The sequence below is a fragment of the uncultured Sphingomonas sp. genome (assembly GCF_936927845.1).
GTDB lineage: Bacteria > Pseudomonadota > Alphaproteobacteria > Sphingomonadales > Sphingomonadaceae > Sphingomonas.
On record NZ_CAKZHV010000058.1, the window covers coordinates 129,789 to 154,660 of the forward strand.

Genomic DNA, 24,872 nt, shown 5'->3' on the forward strand with positions numbered 1-24,872 from the left:
CGCCGGATTTCGTCAAGCACGCGACGTTGGCAGGCGCGCCGATCAGCGGTAGAACGTGGCGCATGAACAACGCTTCCGCGCACGCAGACGTCCTGATCCTGGGCGGTGGTCTGGTCGGCAGCACGCTGGCGATCGCGCTGGCACAGGCTGGGATGAGCACGATTGTCGTCGATCCCGCCGATCCTGCGGTGATCCTGTCGGCCGGGTTCGACGGCCGCGCCTCGGCGGTGGCGAGTGCCAGCCACCGCTTGCTCGACGTGATCGGCGTTGGCGAGCGTCTGCGCGGCCAAGGTTGCGCGATCCGCCACATCCGCGTCAGCGACGGGCTCGCGCCGGGCAAGCTCGACTTCGTCCCCCGCGAACAGGATGAGCCGCTCGGCACGATGTACGAGAACCGGCTGCTGCGCACGACCTTGTTCGAGGCCGCGTCGACGACCGACGGCGTCGATCTTCGGATGCAGACGCGCGCGACCGAGGTGGTGCGCGATCTGGACGGCGTCACCGCGACGCTGTCGGACGGTAGCGTCGTCACCGCCGACCTGCTCGTCGCCGCCGAAGGGCGCAACTCGCCGACGCGCGAGGCGAGCGGGATCACGGTTGCGCGCTGGCGCTACGATCACACCGCGATCATCGGCGCATTTCACCACGAACGCAGCCACGAGAACATCGCGTTCGAAATCTTCTACCCGACCGGCCCGTTCGCACTGCTGCCGCTGCCCGACGATGAGCTCGGGCACCGTTCGGCAATCGTATGGACGGTCGCGTCCGCCCAGGCGGCGGGGATGCTCAAGCTGGGGGATCGCGGGTTCCTCGCCGAGGCGGAGAAGCGGATGGGCGGTTTCCTGGGCACGTTGTCCGCGCCGAGCCCGCGCGCGTCCTACCCGCTCGGCTTCCACCACACCACGCGCGTTACTGACACGCGGCTCGCGCTGGTCGGCGACGCCGGGCACGGTATCCATCCGATCGCCGGGCAGGGGCTCAACCTCGGTTTCCGCGATGTCGCCGCATTGGTCGAGGTGCTGGTCGAGGGGCGCCGCCTCGGGCTGGAGGCGGGCGACGCGCAACTGCTCGCACGCTACGAACAATGGCGCAGCGTCGACACCTTCGCCGTCGCCTTCGCGACCGACACGCTGACGCGGCTGTTCGGCATTCCCGGCAAGACCGCCAGCGCAGTGCGGCGTTTCGGCATCAGCGCGGTCGACGCGATCACGCCATTGAAGGATCGCTTCATGGCGGAAGCGCGCGGCGAGAGCGGTCAGATGCCGCGGTTGCTGATGGGGATGCCTGCCTAGGCCGCGACGGGGAAGCGCAGCAGCCGGTCGTCGAGCGCGACCAGTGCCTCGGCCCGCGCGCCGGTAACGCGCACGATCTCGGGATGCGTGACGTCGAGCCCGCCGGTCAGCGACCCGAACGCCGGAAAGATGAGCTTGCGCGCGCTCGCAACGAAACAGCGCCGCGCGACCAGCTTACCACGCACGCGGACGCGCAGCTTGGGATGAAAATGCCCCGACAGCTCCGGGCTTGTCTCGCCGGCAAGCGCTTCGTGGCGCAGCACGACGCCGTCCACTTCCGCCTCGTCGCACACCTCACCGCCGCAGCGATCGATCAGCACGCGGTCGTGATTGCCGGTGATCCAGGTCCAGCGCGTTCTGCCCGTCAGCGCGGTCAGCAGCTCGCGCGCCTGCGGGGGCAGGCGGTCGCAGCCTTCGATGTCGTGGAAGCTGTCGCCCAGGCACCAAACCTCCTCCGCCGCGGTCGCGGTGACGAGCGCGGTCAGATCGGCAAGCGTGCGGATCGAGTCGTACGGCGGGAGCATCTGCCCGCCGCGCGCGAACCAGCTTGCCTTTTCGAGGTGCAGGTCGGCGACGAGCAGCGCGCGCCGCGTCGGCCAGAACAAGGCCCCTTGCGCGAGCGCGCGCCATTCATGTCCGCCGAACGAAAGGGGAACCATTCGCGCCCCTTACGCGCCGACCGGCCGCTCGATCAAGCAGCAATGCCGGAAAGTTCAGCCGGCATAAGCCTTTACCAGATCGAACAGGTAATCGCGTGAGGCATAGAGCGAGGAGATGCGCACGCGCTCGTTCAGGCCGTGCGTACCATTATTGTCGGGCTCCAGGAACATGCCGGGCGCGCCGTATACCGGGATGCCGATCGCTTCGTAGAAGATGCCGTCCGTCGCGCCGGTCGACATCAGCGGCAGCAGCGGCACGCCGGGGAAGTGCTTGGCCGCGACCCGGCGCATCGGCTCGACGATCTTGGGATCGAGCGTCGGCGGGATCGCGGTCGGGCGGATCGGCTGGTTGGCGCTGACCGTCACCTTGGGGCCGGCGAGCCGCTTCAATGTCGCAAGCGTCGCATCGACGCTCTCACCCGGAAAGATACGGCAATTGATGTTGGCGGTGGCGCGTTGCGGCAGTGCATTCTCGGCATGGCCCGCATTCAGCAGCGTTGCGACACAGGTGGTGCGCAGCGTCGAGTGGAGTGTCTTGTCACGGCTGACGATCGCGTCGGCCGCCTTGTCGTTCGGATTGGCGAGCAGGCGATTGATCGCATCGCCCGTTTCCCCGCCCATCCGCTTGGCGGTTGCGGCGAAGAACGCGCGCGTCGTGTCAGTGAACGTCACCGGGAACTCGTAGCCTTGCACCGCCTTCAACGCGTCGGCCAGTTCGTAGATCGCATTGTCGGGCGGTGGTGCGGAGCTGTGGCCGCCCGGGTTGGTGACGAGAAAGGTGTAATTCTGCGCCGCCTTCTCGCCCACCTGCACCGCGAGCAACTGCCGCTTGCCCTGCGCGTCAAGCCGCCCACCGCCGCCTTCGTTGAGCGCGAACTCGGCCGCGATCAGCTCGGGGCGGTTCTTGGTCAACCATTCGGCACCGTTAAAGGCATAGGTCGTCTCCTCGCCGCAGGTCAGCGCGAGCTTGATCGTACGTTTGGGCTTATATCCCTGCTGGCGAAAGCGGATCATCGCGTCGGCCCAGATCGCGGCCTGTGCCTTGTCATCGACGGTGCCGCGCCCGTAGTAGAAGCCGTTCTCCTCCACCAGCGTGAACGGGTCGCGCTGCCAATCGGCGCGCTTTGCCTCGACGACGTCCAGGTGACCCATCAGCAGCATCGGCTTGGCGTTCGGATCGCTGCCTTTCAGCACCGCAACCAGCCCGCCGTCGTTGGGGTGATCGGGAGTCGAGAACAGCGTGATGTCCTGGTCGGTATAGCCCGCCGCCTTCAACCGCGTGGCGAGCTGCGCGGACGCCTTGGTGCAGCTACCGGTGCCGACCACCGTATTGGTTTCCACCAGTTCCTTGTACAGATCGAAGAACGGCTTCTCGTCGGCGCGCGTCTGCGCGGCGGCGGTGGTGACCGTGAGCACCATGCCCGCACTTGCCAGCAATGTGTTGAGCAGTCCGCGCATTCTCTTCCCCTGTTTGATCTGTTTGCGTCGCAGCGTTGCAGCGAATGCGCGCGCGCGCAACGGTCTTCAGCGCGGACGCGCGTCACGCGGCAGCAGCAGGCGCAGCTCGCGGTTGGCGAAATCGACCTCGACGCGGCGAAACAGCCGGAGTGCGTCCATACCCAGAAACAAGGCGGGCTTGTCATCGAGCGCGAAGGCGCGGAACGGTGCCGCATCGGCGAAGGCGATCGGCAGGCCCGAGATCGTCGCGCTGCCCAGCTTCAGTTCTCGCGACGCCGCGTAATCGGCGATCAGCGTGTCGCCCAGCACGCTGACCATCTCCGCCTGCGCCTGTTTCCCACCGCGCGCGAGCATCCGCTGCAACGCGCGATTGCCGAGGCTGATCGAAGTACCGGTATCGAGCACAACGCGCACGCGCCGTCCGTTCAACGTCGCGCTGGTGACGACGAGCTGGCCGAACAGGCTGCGCGCCTGGATGACGATCTCGCCAGGCGCCGCGCGCAGCGCGCGATCACGCCGGGTCGACGGTGCGACACTCATCCGTGCCGCGTCGAAGTCGATCACCAGCCGGTGCCCCTGCAACGTGTCGATGCCGAGCAGACCGAGCGCGCCGAGATCAGTGCCTTCGAGCGCGGGTGCCTCGATCCGTTCGCCGCCCATCGTGCTGACCGACAGCGACGGGATGATCACCGTGTCGACGACGCTAGAGCCGGTCATCGCGGTCAGCCGGACGCGGCGGCCCGCGGGCAGGTTCAGCCGCCGCGCCAGTTGCCGCGAGATCACGCTGCGCTGCGCGCCCGTATCGATAATGAATCTGTACGGCCCCGCGCCCGCGATCTGCACCGGCACGGTCATGCGTTGATCGACTTCGGCGAAGGACAGGTCGTCGGGGGCGGGAGCGTCCGCCGCGGGTCTGGTCGCCGGCGGAGCGGAGACGACGGCGGGCGGGCCGGGCGCGGGAACCTGCGCGGGCGCGGCGCACGCGATCGCGCCGAGCAGCAGCGCGGCCGGAAACCTCTCCATTGTCGCGATGCTACGCCTGTCCGCCGCCACGTCAACGCGGGGTTGCCTTACTCGATCGCCATCGCTTCCTGCGCCAGCGCCTCGGCCTCGATCAGCAACGCGTCGTCGGCGCTGTTGGTCGAGACACGCTCGCGCCCGATCAGCACCAGCACCGGCACCGCGAGCGGCGAGACGCGCGGCAGGTCGACGTGAACCATCGTATCGGCGGCGCGCTCGAGCAGGCTGGCGAGCCGCCCGACATCGGTCATTCGTGCGCGCGCGTCGTTCCACGCCGCCTGCAGCAACACGTGGCTCGGTTCGTACTGGCGCAGCACATCGTAGATCAGGTCGGTCGAGAAGGTGACCTGCTTGCCGGTTTTGCGCTTGCCTGGATGCTGGCGTTCAACGAGGCCTCCGATCACCGCGACCTCGCGGAAGGCGCGCTTGAGCAGGTGCGAGCGTTCGACCCACTCGACGAATTCGTCCTCCAAGATGTCGGCGGAGAACAAGGCGGCGGGATCGGTGATCTTTTCGAGGCCGAAGCACGCCAGCGCGTAATCGTTGGCGACGAAGCCGAGCGGTTTCAGCCCCATTGTCTCCATCCGCTTGGTGACGAGCATGCCGAGCGACTGGTGCGCGTTCCACCCTTCGAAACTGTACGCGACCATGTAATGTCGCCCTTCGCGCACGAATGTCTCGACCAGCAACTGGTCGGGGCGCGGCAACACCGAGCGGCGGTCCTGTATCTCAAGCCATTCGCGCACATCGGGCGGGAAGCGGTGCCATTCGGACGGGCTCGCGAGGAAACCGCGGACGCGATCGGCGAGGCTGGTCGACAAGGGCATCCGGCTACCACCGTAGGTCGGGATGCGCGCGGGGCGACTGGTCGCGCGGACGATCAGATCCTCGGTATCGATCTTCTCGACCTCGAGGCTCAATCCAGCGAAGAAGAAGGTGTCGCCGTTGGAGAGGGTGGAGGCGAAGCCTTCCTCGACCTTGCCGAGCGCGCGGCCGTTGCGGAACCGCACCTTGAGCATCGTCGCCTCGACGATAATCCCGGCGTTCAGGCGATGCTGCGCGACGAAACGCGGGTGGCTGACGCGCCAAAGGCCGTCCGCATCCTGCGTCAGGCGCTTGAACCGGTCGTACGCGCGCAGGGAATATCCGCCGTCGCGGATGAAGCCGAGCACGCGGTCGAATAGCTCATCAGAGAGCGCCGAATAGGGAAGGGCGGAACGCACCTCATCCAGCATCGCGGCCTGATCGAACGGCGCGGCGCAGGCGCACGCCATCAGATGCTGCGCCAGCACGTCGAGCGCGCCCATGCGGAAGATGTCGGGATCGAGCTCACCCGCCTCGACCGCATCCAGTGCAGCGCGTGCTTCGAGATATTCGAAGCGGTTGCCGGGCACGACCAGCGCGCGCGACGATTCATCCAATCGGTGGTTCGACCGCCCGATCCGCTGGAGCAACCGCGACGACCCCTTGGGCGCGCCCATCTGGATTACGCAATCGACGTCGCCCCAGTCGACGCCGAGGTCGAGGCTGGAGGTCGCAACCAAGGCGCGCAACCGCCCCGACGCCATCGCCGCCTCGACCTTGCGGCGTGCCTCTTTCTCCAGACTGCCGTGATGGATGCCGATCGGCAACTGGTCGGTGTTCGATTTCCACAGATCCTGGAAGATCAGTTCGGCGAGGCTGCGTGTGTTGCAGAAGATGATGCTGGTGCGATTGCGCGCGATCTCCGCCATCACCTGCGCTGCAGCGTAGCGGCCCGAATGACCCGCCCAGGGTACGCGGTCCTCGGGCAGCAGGATGGCGATATTCGGGTCGGCACCGCCGTCGCCCTGCACCAGGCTCACGCGATCGATGTCGCCGTCGGGGGCGAGCCAGGCGCGATAGCCGTCGGGGTCGGCGACGGTCGCGGACAGCGCGACGCGGCGCATGTCGGGCGCGATCCGCTGCAACCGCGCCATGCACAGCGACAACAGGTCGCCGCGCTTGCCGGTGGCAAAGGCGTGGACCTCGTCGACGACGATCGTGCGCAACTGCGCGAACATCGTGAAACTGTCGGGATAGCTCAGCAGCAGCGAGAGCGACTCAGGCGTCGTCAGCAGGATCTGCGGCGGCTTGACACGCTGGCGTGCCTTGCGGTCGGACGGCGTGTCGCCGGTCCGCGTCTCGACCCGAATGTCGAGCCCCATTTCGTCGATCGGGGTGACGAGGTTGCGCTGGATGTCGACCGCCAGCGCCTTCAGCGGCGAGACGTAGAGCGTGTGGAGCCCTTCGGTCGGCTGCTCGATCAGGTCGGCGAGTGTCGGCAGAAATCCGGCCAGGGTCTTGCCCGCGCCAGTGGTCGCGACCAGCAACGCGGAGCGTCCGCGGCGTGCCTGAACCAGCATATCGAGCTGGTGCCGACGCGGCTGCCATCCGCGCGCATCGAACCAGCGCGTCAGCGCGGCGGGCAGTTGGTCATCATGCGCGATCATCGCTTCCGCAGATCGCGCCTCGAACGTGTCAGGCAAGCGCGATCACGGCGTACGCGCGCGGTCCTCGGCCGATTGCTCATGATAATTGCGCCGCGTTGCTTCCTCTGTCCGGCGTATCTCGGCCGGGGTCTGCTTGTTGCGCAATTTGGCGAACAGCATCGCGCCGCCCAGTATCACGAAGCCCAGGATAACGACGATCGCCATCAGACTGTCACCGAACATCCGCGTTTCTCCCGATCATGTGCGCATCCAACGTGTGCGTCGATCGATTCGATCCCGGAACGCGTACCCATGCCCGCCGGTTGAGAAAGGCATGACGACGCGCGCGCAGACCTTGGGCGACTGGATCGAGCCGCACCCGCACGGCATCTACGTGCGCCCGGCCGACGCGTGGATCGACCCCTCGACCCCGCAACCGCGCGCGCTGGTGACGCACGGACACGCCGATCACGCGCGCGGCGGACACGGCGCGGTGTGGGCGACGCCCGAGACGCTGGCGATCATGGACGTGCGCTACGGCCAGCAATCCGCGCACCCGGTGCAGTACGGCGAAACGATTCGCATGGGCGAGGTCGAGGTCGGCTACGTTCCCGCCGGTCACGTACTCGGCTCGGCGCAGATCGTGCTCGATTACCGCGGCGAGCGCGTCGTCGTGTCGGGCGACTACAAGCGCCGCAGCGATCCGACCTGCACGCCCTTCGAGCCGGTCAAATGCGACGTGTTCGTGACCGAGGCGACCTTCGGACTTCCTGTCTTCCGTCATCCCGATACGGGCGACGAGATCGACAAGCTGATCGCGGCGCTGCACGCCAATCCGACGCGCTGCGTGCTCGTCGGCGCCTATGCGCTCGGCAAGGCACAGCGCGTGATCGCGGAATTGCGCGAACGCGGCCACGAGGCGCCGATCTACCTGCACGGCGCGCTGCAACGCTTGTGCGACCTTTATGTCGAGCAGGGCGTGCGGCTGGGCGAGCTGCGCGCGGTCGCGGACGCGAGCAAGGCGGAGATGGCGGGGCACGTCGTGATGTGCCCGCCTGGCGCGCTCAACGACCGTTGGTCCAGGCGACTGCCCGATCCGATCACCGCGATGGCAAGCGGGTGGATGCGCGTGCGGCAACGTGCACGGCAGAAGAACGTCGAACTGCCACTGATCCTGTCCGACCATGCCGATTGGGATGAGCTGACGACGACGCTGCTCGAGATCAGCCCCAAGGAGGTATGGGTGACGCACGGCCGCGAGGACGCGCTGGTCCACTGGTGCATGACGCGTCAGATCCGCGCGCGCGCGCTGGCGCTCGCCGGGTTCGAGGACGAGGACGACTAGCCGCCACCGTCAGCGTCACGGTCAGCGGCAGTCCGGTGTGCCGCCGCCGTTGGCGTAGAGGAACGCGATCACGTCGGCGCGGTCGAGCCCGTTGCGCAGGCCCGGAAAGCGCATCGACGTACCTGGCACGAATGCGGCAGGGTTGGTCAGCCAGCGATCCAACCGCGCGCACGTCCACCTGCCGCCGACCGATTGCAGCGCGGCCGTGTAGCCGAAGCGCTGGCTGTTATGCCCAACCTGCGCGCGCGTGACGCCGTACAGATTGGGGCCGTCGCGATCGCCCGTACCCTCGTTGATCGTGTGGCAGGCGGCGCACTGGCGAAACACCGCGCGCCCGGCACCCGCGTCCGCCACCTTCATCCGCGCGGGCAGCGGCGCATCGGGTGAGACGCCGCGGTCGCGCGCGGCGGGCGCACAGGCGGCGAGCGATGCCGCGAGCGCGAGGCTAGTCGAACGAACTGCCGCCCGCATCCGCGTCACGTCCCTCCAGTTTCGCCCACAATCCCCCGGTCCCCGCCTCCTGCGCGCGGTTGACGTATTGCGACGCGACGAGGCAGCCCTTGATCGGGCGCAGCGGCAACAGGCAGCCGAGCACCATGATCGGCACCGAGGTGACGAGATGCACCCACGCCGGCGGATCATACGCCACCTGTATCCACACCACGATAAAGGTCAGCGGCAGCGCGATGATGCATAACGAGAAGAACGCAGGCCCATCGTCCGCCGCAGCAAAGCGGTAATCGAGCCCGCAGCGGTCGCACTTGGGCGCGATCTTGAGCCAGGAGGAGAACAGCCGCCCCTCGCCGCAGCGCGGGCAAAGCCCCTTCAATCCGCAGTGCAGGATCCACTTGAGCGGCGACGGGCGCTCGGCGGGCGGTGTCTCGGGCTCGTTCATGTCAGTCAGATGGGCGCTCGCGGTCGCAAAGGCGAGGGTGGCGCGGCGGCGAATGGCTGATCCACGTTGCCGCGCCCGTCTGCCTCAGCGTGCCGGCGCGCGCTCGACCTCGCCACCCTTCATCACGAACGCGACATGCTCGAGCGTGCGCACGTCCGACAGCGGATCGCCGTCGACCGCGATGAGGTCGCCGTAGCGGCCGGGCGCGATCGCGCCGACGTCGCTGCGATTGAGTGCCTCGGCGGCGTTCTTCGTCGCCGCCTGGATCGCCTGCATCGGCGTCATGCCCCATTCGACCATCTTGGCGAACTGCCGCGCATTGTCGCCGTTGGGATAAACGCCGCCGTCGGTGCCGAACACCATCTTCACGCCGGCGGCGTGCGCGGCGCGGAACGTCTCGCGCTGCTTGCGGCCGATCACCTTTTCCTTCTCCAGACTTTCGGGAAAGGCGCCGTTCTTCGCACCTTCGGCCAGGATGTAGTCGTCGTTGTAGATGTCCATGCTGAACCACGCGCCATGCTCGCGCGCGAGCTTGAACGATTCCTGGTCGGCGAGGCTGGCGTGCTCGATCGTGTCGACGCCCGCGCGCAGCGCGTCGTTGATGCCCGCGGTGCCGTGCGCGTGTGCGGCGACGCGCATGCCGAGCATGTGCGCCTCGTCGGTCACCGCCTTCATCTCAGGGTAGCTCATCTGCTGCGCGCCGGGCGAGTCGCGCTTCGACAGCACGCCGCCGGTGGCGCAGATCTTGATCACCTCCGCGCCGTATTTGCGCATCATGCGCACCAGCTTGCGATAACCGTCGGGCGTGTCGGCGACGCTGGGGTTGGGGACAGCCGCGAAGGACGGCGGCAGCGCCTCGGTCGCGTCGCAGTGACCGCCGGTCGCGCCCAGCGCATAGCCTGCGGGGACGATGCGCGGGCCGGGCACATATCCGCCCTCGATCCCCTGCTTCAAGGCCACGTCGTCGTAATTGCCCGACCCAACGTTGCGCACGGTGGTGAAGCCGGCGTCGAGCGTCTTCCTTGCATTGGCGACGCCGACCACGGTGGCGAAATTGTCGGTGAACTCCAGCCCGCGGTATCCCGACAGCCGCGGGTCGCTGGTCAGGTGGACGTGCATGTCGATCAGCCCGGGCAGCAGCGTGCGTGCACCGAGGTCGATCCGCTCCGCCCCCGTGGGCACCGCATCGCCGCGGCGCCCGACTGCGGTGATCCGGCCGTCGGTCACCACCACCTGCGCGTCGTCGACGCGGCGGCCCGACAGCACGTCAATCATGTGCGCGGCGGTGACGACAACGGTGCGCGCCTCCGCGGCGAGCGGCGAGAGCGCGAGCATGGTGGCGCCGAGCAGCGCGGACAGACGATGCATGTGAAACCCTTCCCCTGTTGCGCGCAGCCTTGCCGCGCGCGGGGCGCCGCACAAGTGCTTTCGCTTGAATGGGTGAAGGATGCTGGCCTAGGCTGCGTGCAAACAAGATGGTTGAAGGGGGTTCGCGCATGTTCCGATTGGCGTCGCTGTTGCTGCTGAGCGCGGGTGTGACCGTCAGCACTGCCGGGATGGCGCAAGACCGCGCCGCCGCCGACAAGACGCCGGTGAAGGAAAAGCCCGGCCGTACCAATGCCGAGGTGCAGCGCGACGCGGTCGAGGCCGATTACGCCAGCGCCCCCGTTGCCGAGCGCGCCGAGGTGTCGCGCGGCAACGTGACGGTCGCGGGCAAGCGGCTGGGCTATACCGCGACCGCGGGGACGCTGACGCTGCGCGACACGGAAGGAAAACCCACCGCGTCGATGTTCTACACCGCCTACACGCTCGACGGAACGAAGCCGGGCACAAAACGCCCGATCACCTATTTCTACAACGGCGGACCGGGCAGCCCGACCTTCTGGCTCCACATGGGGTCGTTCGCGCCGGTGCGGTTGCGGACCGGCAACCCCGAATCGATCCGCCCCGCGCCGTACGATTTCGGCCCCAATCCCGACACGTTGCTCGACAAGACCGACATGGTGTTCCTCGACGCGATCGGCGCGGGCTATTCGCGGCCCTTGGGCGACATGAAGCCCAGCGCCTTCTACGGTACCGACGAGGATGCCGACGCCTTTGCCAAGGCGATCATCCGCTACTCGACCAAGTACGGCCGCTGGAATTCGCCCAAATTCATCTTCGGCGAAAGCTACGGCACGCTGCGCTCGGGCGCGCTGGCATATCAGTTGCAGGATCGCGGCATGGCGCTGAACGGCGTCGTGCTGCTGTCCTCGATCATGAACTACGGCTATCGCCAGCCTGGGCTCGATCAGGTCTATCTCAATTACCTGCCGAGCTACGCCGCAACGGCGTGGTACCATAATCGCGTCCCCAACCGCCCGGCCGACGTCGCGACGATCGTGCAACAGGCGCGCGACTTCGCGACCGGCCCCTATATGTCCGCGCTTGCCAAGGGGCAGAACATCTCGGTGCAGGAGCGCGACGCGGTCGCGCGGCGGATGAGCGAGCTGACCGGGCTCAGCCCGGAGTTCATCATCCGATCGAACCTACGCGTCGATCTGCCGCGGTTCCAAAAGGAGCTGCTGCGCGGCACCCGGCAGACGATCGGACGGTTCGATTCGCGCTACACCGGGCTCGACGCGGATGCGGCGGGCGAGCGGCCGGAAACGGACGCCTCGTCCGACGCGATCTCGGGCGCGTTCATCGCGACGTTCAACGATTATGCGACGCACACGCTCGGCTACAAGACCGACATGCCCTACCGCCTGTCCGCGCGCGACGCGGCCGGATGGGACTGGAACTGGAAGCACCGTGCGCCCGGCGGCGGGTATGGCGCGATGCAGAACAATCCCAACACCGCGGTCGATCTCGCCGCGGCGATGCGCGCCAATCCGTACCTTCACGTCCTGTCGATGAACGGCTGGTACGACATGGCGACGCCGTTCTTCGGGACCGAGAACGACCTCGGCCACATGATGCTCGAACCCGCGCAGCAGCAGAACCTCAAGTTCACTTACTACCCGGCCGGGCACATGACGTACCTCAACCCCGAGGCGCTGCACGCGATGAAGCGCGACCTGTCGGCATGGTACGACGAGGCGGTGAGCGATGCCCGCAACGGCACGCCCGCGCAGCCCGCCAGCCTGTCGGCGGCGCAAGCGACGCCGCCGAACTGATAACGAGACAAAGGGGAGAAGATATGTCGATCCGTCACCTGACGCTGGTGCTGCTCGCCAGCGCGGCCGCGTCCACCTCCGCGCAGACCCGTCCCGCCGCAGCACCGGTCGCCGCCAGCAGCACCGCCGCGGAGGACGCGCGCCTGGTCGCGTTCCTCGACCGCGCGTTCGACGAGCAGGTCGCGCTCAGCCCAGAGGCGCAGACCAGCCTGGGGTTGAAGACCAACTACGATCGCCTCGACGATTACACCGATGCCGCGGCGGTCAAGAGCCGCGAGCTGGGTGAGCGCCAGCTCAAGCAGATGCGCGCGCAGTTCAGCCCCGCGCGGTTGGGGACAAGTGCGCGGCTGAGCTACCGCCTGTTCGAGCAACAGGCCGAGCAGGCGCGCGAGGCGTTCCGCTTCCGCGATCACGGCTACATCATCTCGACCAACGGCAGCCCGATGGGCGAGGTGCCGGTGTTCCTGATCAACAACCATCGCATCGACTCGGCCGATGACGCGCGCGCGTACATCGCGCGGCTGCGCGATACCGAGCGCGTGATGCGCGAGAGCGCGGCCGAGCTGCGCGCGCGCGCGGCCAAAGGGATCGTCCCGCCCAAGCTCAACTTCGCCCCCGTCCGCGCCGACGCGACCAAGGTGGTGACGGGTGCGCCGTTCACGACCGGACCGGACACGGCGGTTCTTGCCGACTTTAAGAAGAAGGTCGCCGCGCTGCAGATCCCGCAGGCCGAGAAGGACAAGCTCGTCGCCGATGCGGTCGCGGCGATGACGGGTCCGTTCAAGCGCGGTTACGACGTGATGTTCGCAGCCCTCGACGCGGTCGAGCCGATGGCGAAAGGCGACAATGGCGCGTGGAGCCTGCCCGACGGTGCGGCTTATTATCAGCAGCGGCTGCGTGCGACGACGACGACCGACCTGACCGCGGACCAGATCCATCAGATCGGGCTTGACCAAGTCGCCTCGATCGGGCGCGAGATGGAGGCGATCAAGCGGCAGGTCGGCTTTACCGGCACGTTGCCCGAGTTCTTCAACTACATCCGCACCGATCCGAAGTTCAAATATCCCAACACCGAGGCGGGCCGCGAACAGTATCTGTCCGACGCGCGCGCGGTGATCGCGGACATGATGGCAAAGGCGCCGCGCTGGTTCAGCCATTTGCCCAAGGCGAAGCTGGAAGTGCGCGCGGTCGAGAAATGGCGCGAGGCGACCGCGCCGACCGCTTTCTACAACCAGCCCGCGCCCGACGGTTCGCGCCCCGGCGTCTATTACGTCAATCTGGTCGACATGAACCAGACGCAGAAGGTGCAGATGGCGGGCATCTCGGTCCACGAGGGCGCGCCCGGCCACCATTTCCAGATCGCGCGCGCGATGGAGCTTGAAGGGCTGCCCAAGTTCCGCCGCTTCGGCGGCTACGGCGCTTATGCCGAGGGGTGGGGGCTCTACACCGAGCGGCTGGCGAAGGAGATGGGGGCGTACAAGGACCCGTATTCCGAGTTCGGGATGCTCTCGCTCCAGATGTGGCGCGCGATCCGGCTGGTGCTCGACACCGGCATTCATTCCAAGCGCTGGACCCGCGCGCAGGCGATCGCATACTTCAAGGCCAACAGCTCGGTCAGCGACACCGACATCGCGCGCGAGGTCGATCGCTACATCAACTGGCCGGGGCAGGCGACCGCGTACAAGATTGGCCAACTCAGGATCACCGAGCTGCGCGCCAAGGCCGAGCGCGCGCTGGGGCCGAAGTTCGACATCCGCGACTTCCACGAGGCGGTGCTGGCGCAGGGCGCGCTGCCGCTCGACGTGCTGGAGGAGCAGGTCGACCGCTACATCGCGGCGAAGAAGGGGTGAGGGTGTGACAGCCGATCGCGGCGTGTCGGTCGGCTGTTCATAAGCTGTGGATAAGATGTTGGTAGCTGCGGCGGCGTATCGGATCGACGAGGACCGCAACCTCTGAAAACTCGTCATCCCGGGCTCGACCCGAAATGCCGCTGCCTTCGTCGCGTACAAGCGGGGACCCCGGATCAAGTCCGGGGTGACCTAGGTGGCTTAACCCGCCAGCGCGCGGGCGCGGCGGCGCTGGACCGAGCTGCCGATTCCCATCGCCTCGCGATATTTCGCGACCGTGCGGCGCGCGATGTCGAAGCCCTTGGCATTGAGCAGTTCGACCAACGTGTCGTCCGACAGGATCTTGGCGCCTTCGTTCGCGATCAGCGCGCGGATCGCGCTTTTCACCGCCTCCGCCGACACCGCGTCGCCGCCGTCGGCCGACTGGATCGCGGAGGTGAAGAAGTATTTGAGCTCGAACAGCCCGCGCGCGCACGAGAGATATTTGTTCGAGGTCACGCGGCTGACGGTCGACTCGTGCATGTCGATCGCCTCGGCGATGCGCGACAGGGTGAGCGGGCGCAGGTGCGATACGCCGTGCAGGAAGAACGCCTCCTGCTGACGCACCAGCTCGGTCGCGACGCGGATGATCGTGCGCTGCCGCTGGTCGAGCGCCTTGACCAGCCAGTTGGCGCTGGCGAGCTGATCGCCGAGCCACGCCTTGGACGCCTTGTCCTGTGCGCCCGCGGCAAGCTGGGCATGATAGCGCCGGTTGATCAGCACGCGCGGCAGCGTCGCGCCGTTGATCTCGACGTTCCAGCCCTTTGCCGCGCGCGTCACGTAGACATCGGGGACGACCGCGGGCGCGACCTCGCCGCCGAAGCGGCAGCCGGGTTTGGGATCATAGCCGCGCAGCTCGCGGATCATGTCGGCCATGTCCTCGTCGTCGACGTGGCACAGCCGTTTTAGGCGCGACAACTCGCCGCGCGCGAGCAGGTCCAGGTTGTCGATCAACCGCGCCATGCACGGATCGTAGCGGTCGGCCTCCCTGGCCTGAAGCGCGAGGCATTCCGCCAGATCGCGCGCGCCAACGCCGGTCGGATCGAACGTCTGGATGGTGGAAAGCACCGCCTCGACCTGCGACAGCGGCACACCCAACCGCTGCGCGACCTCGAGCAAGCGGACCTGGAGATATCCCGCCTCGTCGATGTGATCGATCAGGTGCTGCGCGATGAACAGGTCGCCTGCCGAAAAGGCGGTGCCCGCCTGGGCGAGCAGATGGTCGGCGAGACTCTCCGCGCGCGTATCGGCGAAGGCGTCGAGGTCGGGCATCTCGCCGCCCGACACGCTGCCGCCGCTAGGAACCAGCGAGGTGCCACCGTCCGACGGGCTATCGTCGAACCGCTCCGCCGCGATGTCGACGTCGAGCGCCTCGCCCGCGGCCTCGCCCGCCATTACCAGTTCGTCGGCACCCGCGGGTTCCTCGCGCGTCGGTGCTGATGTGTCGGGTGCGACCACGGGCGCGTCGTCGGCGGCGGATGCGGTTTCGAGCAGGGGGTTCTTCTCGACCTCCTCCGCGATCACGCCTTCGATCTCCAGGTTCGACAGCGCCAGCAGCTTGATCGCCTGCTGCAACTGCGGCGTCATCACCAAAGACTGCGACTGGCGCAGGTCGAGCCGCGGCGCGAGGCTCATCGTTGGTCAGGCTCGCTCACGCGAGCGCGGCACCGGCCCACTCCCCCACCCGACCGCCCGGACAGCATACCGACGGAACGCTCGGGCGAGGGAGCGGGCCGGTACCGCACGAACCTTGACCAGCCCATGGCTACAGCGTGAAGCCTTCGCCGAGGTAGAGCCGCCGCACGTTGGCGTCGGCGACCAGTTCCTCCGGGCTGCCGGTGAACAGCACGCGCCCGTCGTAGATGATGTAGGCTCGGTCGACGATGTCGAGCGTTTCGCGCACGTTGTGGTCGGTGATCAGCACGCCGATGTCGCGGCGCTTCAGATCCTTCACCAGGTCGCGGATGTCGGCGATCGAGATCGGGTCGATGCCCGCGAACGGTTCGTCGAGCAGCATGATCGACGGATCGGCCGCGAGTGCCCGCGCGATCTCGGCGCGCCGCCGCTCGCCGCCCGACAGTGCCATCGCGGGCGCGTCGCGCAATCGCGTCAGCCCGAATTCGTCGAGCAGCTTTTCCAGCTTCGCGCCGCGCGCCGCCGCGTCGGGCTCGGACAGTTCGAGCACGGTCATGATGTTCTTCTCGACCGACAGCCCGCGAAAGATCGAAGTTTCCTGCGGCAGGTATCCGAGCCCCAGGATCGCGCGGCGGTACATCGGCAGCCCGGTGATGTCGTCGCCGTCGAGCATGATGCGCCCGGCATCGGGCTTCACCAGCCCCATCACCGAGTAGAAGCACGTCGTCTTGCCCGCGCCGTTGGGACCGAGCAGCCCGATCACTTCGCCGCGCCCGACCGACACCGACACGTCGGTCAGCACCGTACGCTTGTCGTAGGACTTGGCGATCGAGACGACCTGCAGCCCGTGGCTGACCGGCGCCTCGTGGATCGCTTCAACGTCGTCCAGACCATGATCTAGCGTGGTGGCCATGCGCGCGGGCACTCTTGTGAAAACCGGATCGAGCGGAAGACGCAAACGGCGCGGCTTCCTGTTGCACGCTCTACGCCAAACCGCATCGGTCGCAAAGCGGGCTACATCGGCCTCCCGTTCGAAGCGCCGGCGCGCAACTGCCTGTTTTTTCAATCTGCTATGTTGATTGAGATCAGCACGATACGTTGGAACTGCGCGCGCGAGTCGCCCGTATGGCCTTCCCATGCCTATGCCAGATACCCCGATGTTCCCTTGGCGCCACTCGGCGCAGGCGGAACTCGAAGCCATGATGCACGCCCATGTCGACGATCGTGCCTTTCCGTGCGTCGGCGCGAAGGCGGCGCTTGCCAAGGGGACGTTGCAGGTGCTGGCGTGCAATCGCATCGACAGTTCGTGGGACGATCTGCGCATCCACGACGGGCTGATGCGGTTCGCGCAGGCGTACCGTGACGAACCAGGCCTGTTCCGCAGCTTCGCGGTGGTGTTCGAAGGGCCCGATGATCTCGACGAGGCGACGTTCGAGCAGGCCTTGTGGACACGTATCCAGTCGCTGTCGGACAAGGACGTGTGGCGCGGGCAGGATTACGACACACGCGTCAGCGCCGATCCGGATGACCCGCACTTTTCGCTGAGCTTCGGTGGTGAGGCGTTCTTCGTCGTCGGGCTCCACCCGCAGGCTTCGCGGCCGGCGCGCCGCTTCGGTCGCCCGACCATGGTGTTCAACCTCCACGACCAGTTCGAGACGCTGCGCGCGCAGGGACGATACGAGACGATGCGCGAGAAGATCATGGTGCGCGACGAGGCGATCGCGGGGTCGCGCAATCCGATGCTCGCGCGTCACGGCGCGTCGAGCGAGGCGCGCCAGTATAGCGGGCGGGTGGTCGAGGCCGGATGGCGCTGCCCGTTCCATTATTCGGGCGACACCGATCAGTGAGCGCGGTCAACGTTAGCCACACCACGACCGAGATTCCGCCGCGCTCGGGCACCGCCTTCACGCTCGACGCCGGGCAGATGCTGACCGTGATCGATCCGCGCGGGGTGCAGGTGGCCGATCTGCTCGCCTATAACCGCGACGACCTGCGCGAGGTGATCTCGTCGGGGCGGACGCTCGATTATGCCGAGACGATCAGGCTGACGACCGGGCACCTGCTCTATTCGAACCGTTCAAGACCGATGCTGGAGATCGTCGCGGACGACGTTGGCGTGCACGATTTCCTGCTGACGCCGTGTTCCTACGACACGTTTCACCATTTCTACCCCGACGAGCCGCCGCATCGCGGCTGTTTCGGGAACCTTGCCGCCGCGCTCGCCCCCTATGGCGTAACCGAGGACATGATCCCGATCGCGTTCAACTGCTTCATGAACGTGCCCGTGGACGGCGCGACAGGTCGGTTGCAGGTGTTGCCGCCCGTCAGCAAGGCGGGCGACCGCATCGTGTTCCGCGCCGCCATGGACCTCGTCATCGGACTGACCGCCTGCTCGGCGGGCGCGTCGAACGGTGGCAGCTTCAAGCCGATCGAATATAGGGTCGATTGACCAGCCGCTCGCTGTCACGCACGTGCGCGGCGTAGAGATCGGCGCGCGCGAGATGGATCTGCCGGATCGCGGGCGTGATCGCCCGGTCGGCCATGGCGCGCGCCTGTTCGGCACGATTGCGCCAGAAACTGATTTCGTCTTTGGTACCCATGTTCCGGCTCCTTCGGAAGAGCGCCTGGTCACGCGGCGACTGTGGAACATTGTGCACGCCGCGATTTGGGTCCGCATTGACATGTATCAGCAGCGGGTAAAATTTCTCACCGTTTCTCCGCAGCTTGTGAGTTCCTGCGGCTCGTGGTGGTTCCGACAATCGGGTGAATGGCGTTGACCCACCCCTATGGCTTCACGCGAGTCGCAGCGGATGGCACGTGCCAGGCGATCACGCGCCCGGCGGTGCCCGAATGCCCGATCGCGATCGAGGTCAACGGGGTCGGCTATGCGGTGATGATGGCGACCCCCGCCGACCTGGATGATTTCGTCACCGGTTTCGCGCTGTCGGAGCGGATCGTCCCCGATCACGATGAGATCGCCGAGCTCGACCTGTTCGAGACGCCGCTCGGCTGGATCGCGCGGCTGTCGGTCCCGCCCGCGCGTGCCGCCGCGGTCGCCGCGCGCGTCCGTGCGCGCGCGAGCGACAGTTCGTGCGGATTGTGCGGGATGGACAATCTCGAGGCGGTCCACCGTGACCTGCCGCACGTGCCCGCGACCAAGATCGATCCGCCCGCGATCTTTCGCGCACTGGGTGCGATGCGCGCGCACCAGCCGCTCAATGCGGCCACCGGCGCGGCGCACGCGGCGATGCTGTGTTCGCCGGATGGTCAGGTCCGCCTCGCCCGCGAGGATGTCGGGCGCCACAATGCGTTCGACAAGCTGATCGGCGCGATGGCGCGCGGCGGGCTGGAATGGGACGGCGGCTTTGCCTTGCTGTCGTCGCGCTGCTCGTACGAGCTGGTCGAGAAAGCGGCGCTGTCGCGATGCCCGGCGCTGGTCACCGTGTCGGCGGCGACCGATCTGGCGCTGGCACGCGCGGCGCAGGCGGGGCTGACACTCGTCAGCCTCGCGCGATCGGACGCGGTTTTGTTCCCGTCGCCCGTGCCAGCCGGTACTTTTCTCCGCGTCGTGAGTTAGGATCACATGGCCAAGCAACACGAAGACCGCCCCGATTTCACGCCCTACACCGGGCCTTCGGGCGGATGGGGATCGATGCGATCGCTCGCCGACATCGTCCCGCGCGAGAAGAACCCGGTCGAGACCTCGGCCGAGCTGCTGCGGCAGAACAAGCATGACGGCTTCATGTGCGTTAGTTGCGCCTGGTCGAAGCCCTACCCGCCCAACCCGGCCGAATTCTGCGAGAACGGTGCCAAGGCGACCGCGTGGGAGATCACCAGCCAGCGCGTCACGCCAGAGTTCTTTCGTGCCAACACGCTGACGAGCCTGCGTGAATGGAGCGATTACCGGCTGGAGGAAGCCGGGCGGCTGACGCATCCGATGAAGTATGACGCGGCCAGCGACAAATATATCGTCGTGCCGTGGGAGATGGCGTTCAAGGAGATCGGCGCGAAGCTCAAGAGCCTCGCGCCCAAGTCGGTCGTCTTCTACGCCTCGGGCCGCGCCAGCCTCGAAACCTCGTACATGTATCAGTTGCTCGCGCGGATGTACGGCAACCAGAACCTGCCCGATTCGTCCAACATGTGCCACGAATCGACCTCTGTCGGATTGAAGGCGGCGATCGGCGTGCCGGTCGGGACGACGCGGCTGGAGGATTTCGACACCACCGACTGCATCCTGCATTTCGGGCAGAATGTCGCCACCAACAGCCCGCGGATGCTCCACCAGCTCCGCTCGGCGCGCAAGCGCGGCGTGCCGATCATCGTGTTCAATCCGCTTCGCGAACGCGGGCTCGAGCGCTTCACCGATCCGCAGAACCCGATCGAGATGGCGACCGGCGGCAAGACGCGGATCGCGACGCAATATCACCAGGTGCGCGCGGGCGGCGACCTCGCGGCCATGATGGGGATGGCGAAGTGGCTGATCGAGCATGACCGGCTCGATCACGACTTCATCGCCGAGAATACGCACGATTTCGACGCCTTCGCCGCGAAGGCGCGCGCGACGACTTGGGACGAGATCGAGCGCGAATCGGGGCTGACGCGCGACGCGCTGTCGATGGCGGCCGAGGTATACGGCCGCGCTAATGCAACGATCGCGATCTACGGCATGGGGCTGACGCAGCACGTCAAGGGCGTCGACAACGTCCGCATGCTCGTCAACCTGCTGCTGATGCGCGGCAATATCGGGAAGCCTGGCGCGGGCCCGACTCCGGTGCGCGGCCATTCCAACGTGCAGGGGCAGCGCACCGTCGGCATCACCGAGAAGCCCGAGCTCGCCCCGCTCGACAAGTTGAAGGAAATGTACGGCTTCGAGCCGCCGCGCGAGAAGGGGTTGGACACGGTCGAGGCGTGCCGCGGGGTGATCGACGGCAGCGTGCGCGGCTTCGTCTCGCTCGGCGGCAATTTCGTCCGTGCGACACCCGAGACGCGATTGATGGAGGAAGGCTGGCGCCAGCTCGACCTGTCCGTGCAGATCGCGACCAAGCTCAACCGCAGCCACCTGATCCCCGCGAAGGGCGACACCTGGCTGCTGCCGTGCCTGGGCCGGATCGAGCGCGATCTGCAGGAAACGGGCGCGCAGCACGTGACGATGGAGGATTCGACCAGCGTCATCCACCCGTCGTTCGGCAAGGTCGACCCCGCCAGCCCGCATCTGCTGTCCGAACCCGCGATCGTCGCCGGGATCGCCAAGGAAACGCTCGAACCCAATCCGCGCGTGCCGTGGGACAAGTGGGTCGGCGATTATGCGCTGGTGCGCGACGAGATCGCCGAGGCTTTTCCCAATTTCTTCGAACGCTTCAACGAGCGGTTGAAGGAGCCCGGCGGGTTCTGGAAAGGCAACAAGGCGGCTGGGCGCGAATGGGACACGCCGTCGAAAAAGGCCGAGTTCATCGTGCCCGACGTGCTCAACGCCACCGGCTTCACCGATACCGACGGCCGCTATCGCATGTTGACGGTACGCTCGAACGACCAGTTCAACACCACGATCTACGGCTATTCGGATCGCTTCCGCGGCATCAACGGCACGCGGCAGGTGGTGATGATGAGCCCCGCCGACATCGCCGAGCGTGGTCTGTCCGAAGGGCAGAAGGTCACGCTGGTGGGCGACGCCGAGGACAATGTATCGCGCCGCGTCGAGGGGCTGATGGTCGTCGCGCGCGACGTGCCCAAGGGTTGCATCGCGACCTATTATCCCGAGTGCAATCCGCTGATCGCGCTCGAACACCATGCCGAGGAAAGCCACGTCCCCGCCGCCAAGTCGGTGCCGGTACGCATCGAGGTGGAACCGATCGGCGCTTGACGCCTGCACTAGCATAACAGATGTTATCCTGCATGACGGGCGCGCAGCGTCCGCATGCGGGAGAGCGATATGGAGCTAGGGCCGGAAATCGCGGCGATCATCACCGGCGGTACCTCGGGGCTGGGGCTCGCCACCGCACGCGCGCTGCGCGATCACGGCGTTCGCGTCGCCTTGTTCGACAAGAATGCCGAGATCGGTCCCGCGATCGCGGACGAGATCGGCGCGACCTTTTGCGCGGTCGACGTGATGGATCAGGCGTCGGTCGACGCGGGCTTCGCCGCCGCACGCGCCGCGAACGGGCAGGAGCGTATCCTCGTCAATTGCGCCGGCGGCGGCTTCGGCGGCCCGAACAAGACGGTGGCGCGTGCGCGCGACGACGGCGCGATCACGCCCTATCCGATCGAGAATTATCAAAAGACGATCGAGCTCAACCTCGTCGGCTCGTTCCGCTGCATCGTCGGTGCCGCTGCGGGGATGATGACGCTCGATCCTTTGCCCGATGGTGATCGCGGCGCGATCGTCAACACCGCCAGCGTCGCGGGCGAGGAGGGGCAGGTCGGCCAAGTCGCCTATGCCAGCGCGAAGGCGGGGGTGATCGGCATGACGCTGGTCGTCGCGCGCGATCTCGCGGCCGAGCACATTCGCTGCAACACGATCCTGCCCGGTATCTTCGACACGCCGCTGCTCGGTCGTGCCAAACCGCAGGTGAAGGCGGCGCTGTCGGCGATGGTCCCCTTTCCCAAACGGCTGGGGCAGGCGGAGGAATATGCGCGCCTCGCACTCGAGATGATCCGCAACGGCTATTTCAACGGCGAGGACGTCCGGCTTGACGGCGCGATCCGCATGCAGCCGCGCTGATCGACGGGGGATGACATGAACTTCGATTATTCCGACGAGCAGAAGATGCTGAAGGACGAGGCACGAAAGTTCCTCGACGCCAAATGCCCGCCCGCGGTCGTACGCGGCGTGCTCAACCACGCCGATCGCGCCTATGACGAGGCCTTGTGGCGCGGAGTCGCCGAACAGGGCTGGCTCGGCGCGGCGATCCCCGAGGCGCATGGCGGGCTCGGGCTCGGCCATGTCGAACTGTGCGCGCTAGCGGAGGAACTGGGACGCGCCTGCGCGCCGATCCCGTTCGCCTCGACCGTCTATTTCGTCGCCGAGGCGCTGATGCTGTTCGGCTCCGAGGCGCAACAGACGAAATGGCTGCCGCGCATCGCCGCGGGCGCGGTGATCGGCGCGTTCGCAACGAGCGAGGGACCGGGGCCGACGACACCGCGATCGGTCCGCACCAGCGTGTCGGGCGGGCGTTTGTCGGGGGTGAAGATCCCGGTCACCGACGGCGACGTCGCCGACCTGATCGTCGTGCTGGCGGGGGACGGGCTCTACCTGGTCGAGCGCGGCGAGGGCGTTGCCGCCGAGGTGCTGACGACGCTCGACCCGACGCGCTCCGCGGCGCGGCTGACCTTCACCGATGCCCCGGCCGAGCGGCTGGGCGACGAGGACGGCTTCACCGCGACCGAGCGGGTGCTCGACCGCGCCGCGGTGCTGCTCGCGTTCGAGCAGATCGGCGGCGCGGACAAGGCGCTGGAGATGGCGAAGGGCTATGCGCTCGATCGCTATGCCTTCGGGCGGCCGATCGGCGGCTATCAGGCAATCAAGCACAAGCTGGCCGACGTGTACGTGAAGAACGAGATCGCGCGCTCGAACGCTTATTACGGCGCCTGGGCATTGAACGCGCGCGCCGCCGAACTCCCGCTCGCCGCCGCCACCGCGCGTGTCGCGGCGAGCGAGGCGTTCTGGTTCGCATCGAAAGAGAACATCCAAACGCACGGCGGCATCGGCTTTACGTGGGAGGCCGACCCGCAGCTCTATTACCGCCGCTCACGCCAGTTGAGCCTGGTCGCGGGCGCGCCGGCGCAGTGGCGCGAGCGGTTGGTGGCGCAGCTCGAGATGAAGAACGCGGCCTGAAGGGAAAAGCGACGATGGACTTCAACGACACGCCCGAGGAAGCCGAGTATCGCGCCGCCGCGCGCGCCTGGCTCGACACCAACGTGCCCGAACACAAGGCGATGCCGCACGACGATGACCTAGCGGCGGCGCGCGCGTGGCAGGCGCGCAAGGCCGCGGCAGGCTACGCGCAGATCACCTGGCCCAAGGAATGGGGCGGCGGTGGCGGCACCCCGATCCAGAGCGTGATCTTCGGGCAGGAGGAGGCGCGCTACCCGGTGCAATACGGTTACTTCACTATCGGGCTCGGCATGTGCGTGCCGACCGTGATGGCGTTCGCCGACGATGCCACCAAGCAGCGCTTCGTCGGCCCGGCGCTGCGCGGCGAGGAGATTTGGTCGCAGCTTTTCTCCGAACCCGCCGGCGGATCGGACGTGGCGGCGATCCGCACGCGCGCGGTGCGCGACGGCGACGACTGGGTCGTCAGCGGGCAGAAGGTGTGGACCTCGGGCGCGCATTATTCCGACTTCGGCATCGTGCTGGTGCGCACCAATCCCGACGTGCCCAAGCACAAGGGACTGACGATGTTCTGGCTCGACCTGCGCAGCGCCGGCGTCGAGATCAGGCCGATTCACCAGATGTCGGGCGGGTCGAACTTCAACGAGGTCTATTTCACCGACGTGCGCATCCCCGACGCGCAGCGGCTGGGGAAGGTCGACGACGGCTGGCGCGTCGCGCTCGTCACGCTGATGAACGAACGGCTCGCGGTCGGCGGTGGCGGCGGCGCGGGCCCGAAGGAAATTCTGAAGCTCGCGCGCGACCTCGACGCGGGCGAGGGGACGCTGCTGCAGGACAAGGCGTTCCGGCAGAAGCTCGCCGACTGGTACGTCCAGGCCGAGGGGCTGCGCAACACGCGGATGCGCACGATCACCGCGCTCAGCCGCGGGCAGACGCCCGGTCCCGAAAGCTCGATCGGCAAGATCATCGCCGCCAACCAGTTGCAGGACATCGGCAACAGCGCGGTCGAAGCGGAGGATCAGTTCGGGATCATCAACGACGCCGCGGTGTCGCCGATGCGCGCTTTGTTCCAGTCGGCGGTGATGAACGCGCCGGGCCTACGCATCGCGGGGGGCACCGACGAGATATTGAAAAACATCATCGCCGAACGCGTGCTCGGCCTGCCGGGCGAAATCCGCACCGACAAGGAGGCCGCGTTCCGCGATCTGCCCGCCGGGCGCTGACGCCCATGCGGGCATAATTACGC

General features: G+C 67.2%; 22 protein-coding genes. 11 read left to right on the forward strand and 11 right to left on the reverse strand.

The window, feature by feature from the left end:
* Positions 1-62 precede the first annotated feature (62 nt).
* Positions 63-1,292 (forward strand): UbiH/UbiF/VisC/COQ6 family ubiquinone biosynthesis hydroxylase, encoded by a 1,230-nt coding sequence (locus Q0579_RS09655; protein ID WP_298811715.1) that lies wholly within the window; start codon positions 63-65, stop codon positions 1,290-1,292.
* On the opposite strand, the gene pdeM is transcribed toward Q0579_RS09655, so the two are convergent.
* From pdeM to Q0579_RS09680, 5 genes are all read right to left on the reverse strand, one after another.
* The gene (gene pdeM, locus Q0579_RS09660) at positions 1,289-1,951 is read right to left on the reverse strand and encodes a ligase-associated DNA damage response endonuclease PdeM (RefSeq protein WP_298811716.1); all 663 of its coding nucleotides are present in this window, start codon (positions 1,949-1,951) and stop codon (positions 1,289-1,291) included. The two genes, Q0579_RS09655 and pdeM, sit on opposite strands and share 4 nt — an antisense overlap.
* Before the next feature lie 54 nt (positions 1,952-2,005).
* Positions 2,006-3,409, reverse strand: coding sequence for a M20/M25/M40 family metallo-hydrolase (locus tag Q0579_RS09665; protein ID WP_298811717.1), 1,404 nt, complete (start codon positions 3,407-3,409; stop codon positions 2,006-2,008).
* 66 nt (positions 3,410-3,475) lie between these two features.
* Positions 3,476-4,432, reverse strand: a complete 957-nt coding sequence (locus tag Q0579_RS09670) for a retroviral-like aspartic protease family protein (protein WP_298811718.1) — start codon at positions 4,430-4,432, stop codon at positions 3,476-3,478.
* 47 nt (positions 4,433-4,479) lie between these two features.
* Entirely contained in the window at positions 4,480-6,900 is a 2,421-nt protein-coding gene (locus Q0579_RS09675) for a ligase-associated DNA damage response DEXH box helicase (protein ID WP_298811898.1), read from the reverse strand.
* 42 nt (positions 6,901-6,942) lie between these two features.
* A complete protein-coding gene (locus tag Q0579_RS09680; RefSeq protein WP_298811719.1) occupies positions 6,943-7,122 on the reverse strand; it encodes a hypothetical protein in 180 nt (59 codons plus the stop codon).
* Between the two features lie 91 nt (positions 7,123-7,213).
* Here Q0579_RS09680 and Q0579_RS09685 point away from each other — a divergent pair, with 91 nt between their 5' ends.
* Positions 7,214-8,224: a ligase-associated DNA damage response exonuclease gene (locus Q0579_RS09685; protein ID WP_298811720.1), complete on the forward strand. Its 1,011-nt coding sequence runs from the start codon at positions 7,214-7,216 to the stop codon at positions 8,222-8,224.
* Positions 8,225-8,245: 21 nt separating this feature from the next.
* Here the strand turns inward: Q0579_RS09685 and Q0579_RS09690 are convergent, their stop codons facing one another.
* From Q0579_RS09690 to Q0579_RS09700, 3 genes are all read right to left on the reverse strand, one after another.
* Positions 8,246-8,695, reverse strand: coding sequence for a c-type cytochrome (locus tag Q0579_RS09690; RefSeq protein WP_298811721.1), 450 nt, complete (start codon positions 8,693-8,695; stop codon positions 8,246-8,248).
* Positions 8,670-9,119 carry a DUF983 domain-containing protein gene (locus Q0579_RS09695; protein ID WP_298811722.1) on the reverse strand — a complete coding sequence of 150 codons (450 nt, stop codon included), beginning with the start codon at positions 9,117-9,119 and terminating at the stop codon, positions 8,670-8,672. The genes Q0579_RS09690 and Q0579_RS09695 overlap by 26 nt, the downstream gene beginning before the upstream one ends.
* Before the next feature lie 84 nt (positions 9,120-9,203).
* Positions 9,204-10,487 (reverse strand): amidohydrolase family protein, encoded by a 1,284-nt coding sequence (locus Q0579_RS09700; RefSeq protein WP_298811723.1) that lies wholly within the window; start codon positions 10,485-10,487, stop codon positions 9,204-9,206.
* Positions 10,488-10,615: 128 nt separating this feature from the next.
* Here Q0579_RS09700 and Q0579_RS09705 point away from each other — a divergent pair, with 128 nt between their 5' ends.
* Complete coding sequence (locus Q0579_RS09705; protein WP_298811724.1) at positions 10,616-12,277, forward strand: peptidase S10; 1,662 nt, start codon at positions 10,616-10,618, stop codon at positions 12,275-12,277.
* A 23-nt stretch (positions 12,278-12,300) separates the two neighbouring features.
* Positions 12,301-14,127 carry a DUF885 family protein gene (locus Q0579_RS09710; protein WP_298811725.1) on the forward strand — a complete coding sequence of 609 codons (1,827 nt, stop codon included), beginning with the start codon at positions 12,301-12,303 and terminating at the stop codon, positions 14,125-14,127.
* A 198-nt stretch (positions 14,128-14,325) separates the two neighbouring features.
* On the opposite strand, the gene rpoN is transcribed toward Q0579_RS09710, so the two are convergent.
* On the reverse strand, positions 14,326-15,798 hold the full coding sequence (gene rpoN, locus Q0579_RS09715) for an RNA polymerase factor sigma-54 (RefSeq protein ID WP_298811726.1): 1,473 nt from the start codon (positions 15,796-15,798) through the stop codon (positions 14,326-14,328).
* A gap of 130 nt (positions 15,799-15,928) precedes the next feature.
* The gene (gene lptB, locus Q0579_RS09720) at positions 15,929-16,711 is read right to left on the reverse strand and encodes an LPS export ABC transporter ATP-binding protein (protein WP_298811727.1); all 783 of its coding nucleotides are present in this window, start codon (positions 16,709-16,711) and stop codon (positions 15,929-15,931) included.
* 223 nt (positions 16,712-16,934) lie between these two features.
* Here lptB and gntA point away from each other — a divergent pair, with 223 nt between their 5' ends.
* Positions 16,935-17,645, forward strand: coding sequence for a guanitoxin biosynthesis heme-dependent pre-guanitoxin N-hydroxylase GntA (gene gntA / locus Q0579_RS09725; RefSeq protein ID WP_298811729.1), 711 nt, complete (start codon positions 16,935-16,937; stop codon positions 17,643-17,645).
* A complete protein-coding gene (locus Q0579_RS09730) occupies positions 17,642-18,247 on the forward strand; it encodes an urea carboxylase-associated family protein (protein WP_298811731.1) in 606 nt (201 codons plus the stop codon). Before gntA ends, Q0579_RS09730 begins: the two co-directional genes overlap by 4 nt.
* On the opposite strand, the gene Q0579_RS09735 is transcribed toward Q0579_RS09730, so the two are convergent.
* On the reverse strand, positions 18,219-18,398 hold the full coding sequence (locus tag Q0579_RS09735; RefSeq protein ID WP_298811732.1) for a hypothetical protein: 180 nt from the start codon (positions 18,396-18,398) through the stop codon (positions 18,219-18,221). The genes Q0579_RS09730 and Q0579_RS09735 overlap by 29 nt on opposite strands.
* Positions 18,399-18,565: 167 nt before the next feature.
* Here Q0579_RS09735 and fdhD point away from each other — a divergent pair, with 167 nt between their 5' ends.
* The 5 genes from fdhD (at position 18,566) to Q0579_RS09760 (ending at position 24,849) form a co-directional block, all read left to right on the forward strand.
* Positions 18,566-19,375, forward strand: coding sequence for a formate dehydrogenase accessory sulfurtransferase FdhD (fdhD, locus tag Q0579_RS09740; RefSeq protein ID WP_298811734.1), 810 nt, complete (start codon positions 18,566-18,568; stop codon positions 19,373-19,375).
* A 6-nt stretch (positions 19,376-19,381) separates the two neighbouring features.
* On the forward strand, positions 19,382-21,658 hold the full coding sequence (locus Q0579_RS09745) for an FdhF/YdeP family oxidoreductase (protein ID WP_298811736.1): 2,277 nt from the start codon (positions 19,382-19,384) through the stop codon (positions 21,656-21,658).
* A gap of 69 nt (positions 21,659-21,727) precedes the next feature.
* Entirely contained in the window at positions 21,728-22,516 is a 789-nt protein-coding gene (locus Q0579_RS09750) for an SDR family NAD(P)-dependent oxidoreductase (RefSeq protein WP_298811738.1), read from the forward strand.
* Between the two features lie 15 nt (positions 22,517-22,531).
* Positions 22,532-23,629, forward strand: a complete 1,098-nt coding sequence (locus Q0579_RS09755; RefSeq protein ID WP_298811739.1) for an acyl-CoA dehydrogenase family protein — start codon at positions 22,532-22,534, stop codon at positions 23,627-23,629.
* A gap of 14 nt (positions 23,630-23,643) precedes the next feature.
* A complete protein-coding gene (locus Q0579_RS09760; protein ID WP_298811740.1) occupies positions 23,644-24,849 on the forward strand; it encodes an acyl-CoA dehydrogenase family protein in 1,206 nt (401 codons plus the stop codon).
* The last annotated feature ends 23 nt before the right edge of the window (positions 24,850-24,872 follow it).

Bases quoted from the DNA above. Each gene is read 5' to 3' on its own strand.
- Q0579_RS09655 (WP_298811715.1), top strand. From the start codon at position 63: ATGAACAACGCTTCCGCGCACGCAGACGTCCTGATCCTGGGCGGTGGT.
- pdeM (WP_298811716.1), bottom strand. From the start codon at position 1,951: ATGGTTCCCCTTTCGTTCGGCGGACATGAATGGCGCGCGCTCGCGCAA.
- Q0579_RS09665 (WP_298811717.1), bottom strand. From the start codon at position 3,409: ATGCGCGGACTGCTCAACACATTGCTGGCAAGTGCGGGCATGGTGCTC.
- Q0579_RS09670 (WP_298811718.1), bottom strand. From the start codon at position 4,432: ATGGAGAGGTTTCCGGCCGCGCTGCTGCTCGGCGCGATCGCGTGCGCC.
- Q0579_RS09675 (WP_298811898.1), bottom strand. From the start codon at position 6,900: ATGATCGCGCATGATGACCAACTGCCCGCCGCGCTGACGCGCTGGTTC.
- Q0579_RS09680 (WP_298811719.1), bottom strand. From the start codon at position 7,122: ATGTTCGGTGACAGTCTGATGGCGATCGTCGTTATCCTGGGCTTCGTG.
- Q0579_RS09685 (WP_298811720.1), top strand. From the start codon at position 7,214: ATGACGACGCGCGCGCAGACCTTGGGCGACTGGATCGAGCCGCACCCG.
- Q0579_RS09690 (WP_298811721.1), bottom strand. From the start codon at position 8,695: ATGCGGGCGGCAGTTCGTTCGACTAGCCTCGCGCTCGCGGCATCGCTC.
- Q0579_RS09695 (WP_298811722.1), bottom strand. From the start codon at position 9,119: ATGAACGAGCCCGAGACACCGCCCGCCGAGCGCCCGTCGCCGCTCAAG.
- Q0579_RS09700 (WP_298811723.1), bottom strand. From the start codon at position 10,487: ATGCATCGTCTGTCCGCGCTGCTCGGCGCCACCATGCTCGCGCTCTCG.
- Q0579_RS09705 (WP_298811724.1), top strand. From the start codon at position 10,616: ATGTTCCGATTGGCGTCGCTGTTGCTGCTGAGCGCGGGTGTGACCGTC.
- Q0579_RS09710 (WP_298811725.1), top strand. From the start codon at position 12,301: ATGTCGATCCGTCACCTGACGCTGGTGCTGCTCGCCAGCGCGGCCGCG.
- rpoN (WP_298811726.1), bottom strand. From the start codon at position 15,798: ATGAGCCTCGCGCCGCGGCTCGACCTGCGCCAGTCGCAGTCTTTGGTG.
- lptB (WP_298811727.1), bottom strand. From the start codon at position 16,711: ATGGCCACCACGCTAGATCATGGTCTGGACGACGTTGAAGCGATCCAC.
- gntA (WP_298811729.1), top strand. From the start codon at position 16,935: ATGCCTATGCCAGATACCCCGATGTTCCCTTGGCGCCACTCGGCGCAG.
- Q0579_RS09735 (WP_298811732.1), bottom strand. From the start codon at position 18,398: ATGGGTACCAAAGACGAAATCAGTTTCTGGCGCAATCGTGCCGAACAG.
- fdhD (WP_298811734.1), top strand. From the start codon at position 18,566: ATGGCGTTGACCCACCCCTATGGCTTCACGCGAGTCGCAGCGGATGGC.
- Q0579_RS09745 (WP_298811736.1), top strand. From the start codon at position 19,382: ATGGCCAAGCAACACGAAGACCGCCCCGATTTCACGCCCTACACCGGG.
- Q0579_RS09750 (WP_298811738.1), top strand. From the start codon at position 21,728: ATGGAGCTAGGGCCGGAAATCGCGGCGATCATCACCGGCGGTACCTCG.
- Q0579_RS09755 (WP_298811739.1), top strand. From the start codon at position 22,532: ATGAACTTCGATTATTCCGACGAGCAGAAGATGCTGAAGGACGAGGCA.
- Q0579_RS09760 (WP_298811740.1), top strand. From the start codon at position 23,644: ATGGACTTCAACGACACGCCCGAGGAAGCCGAGTATCGCGCCGCCGCG.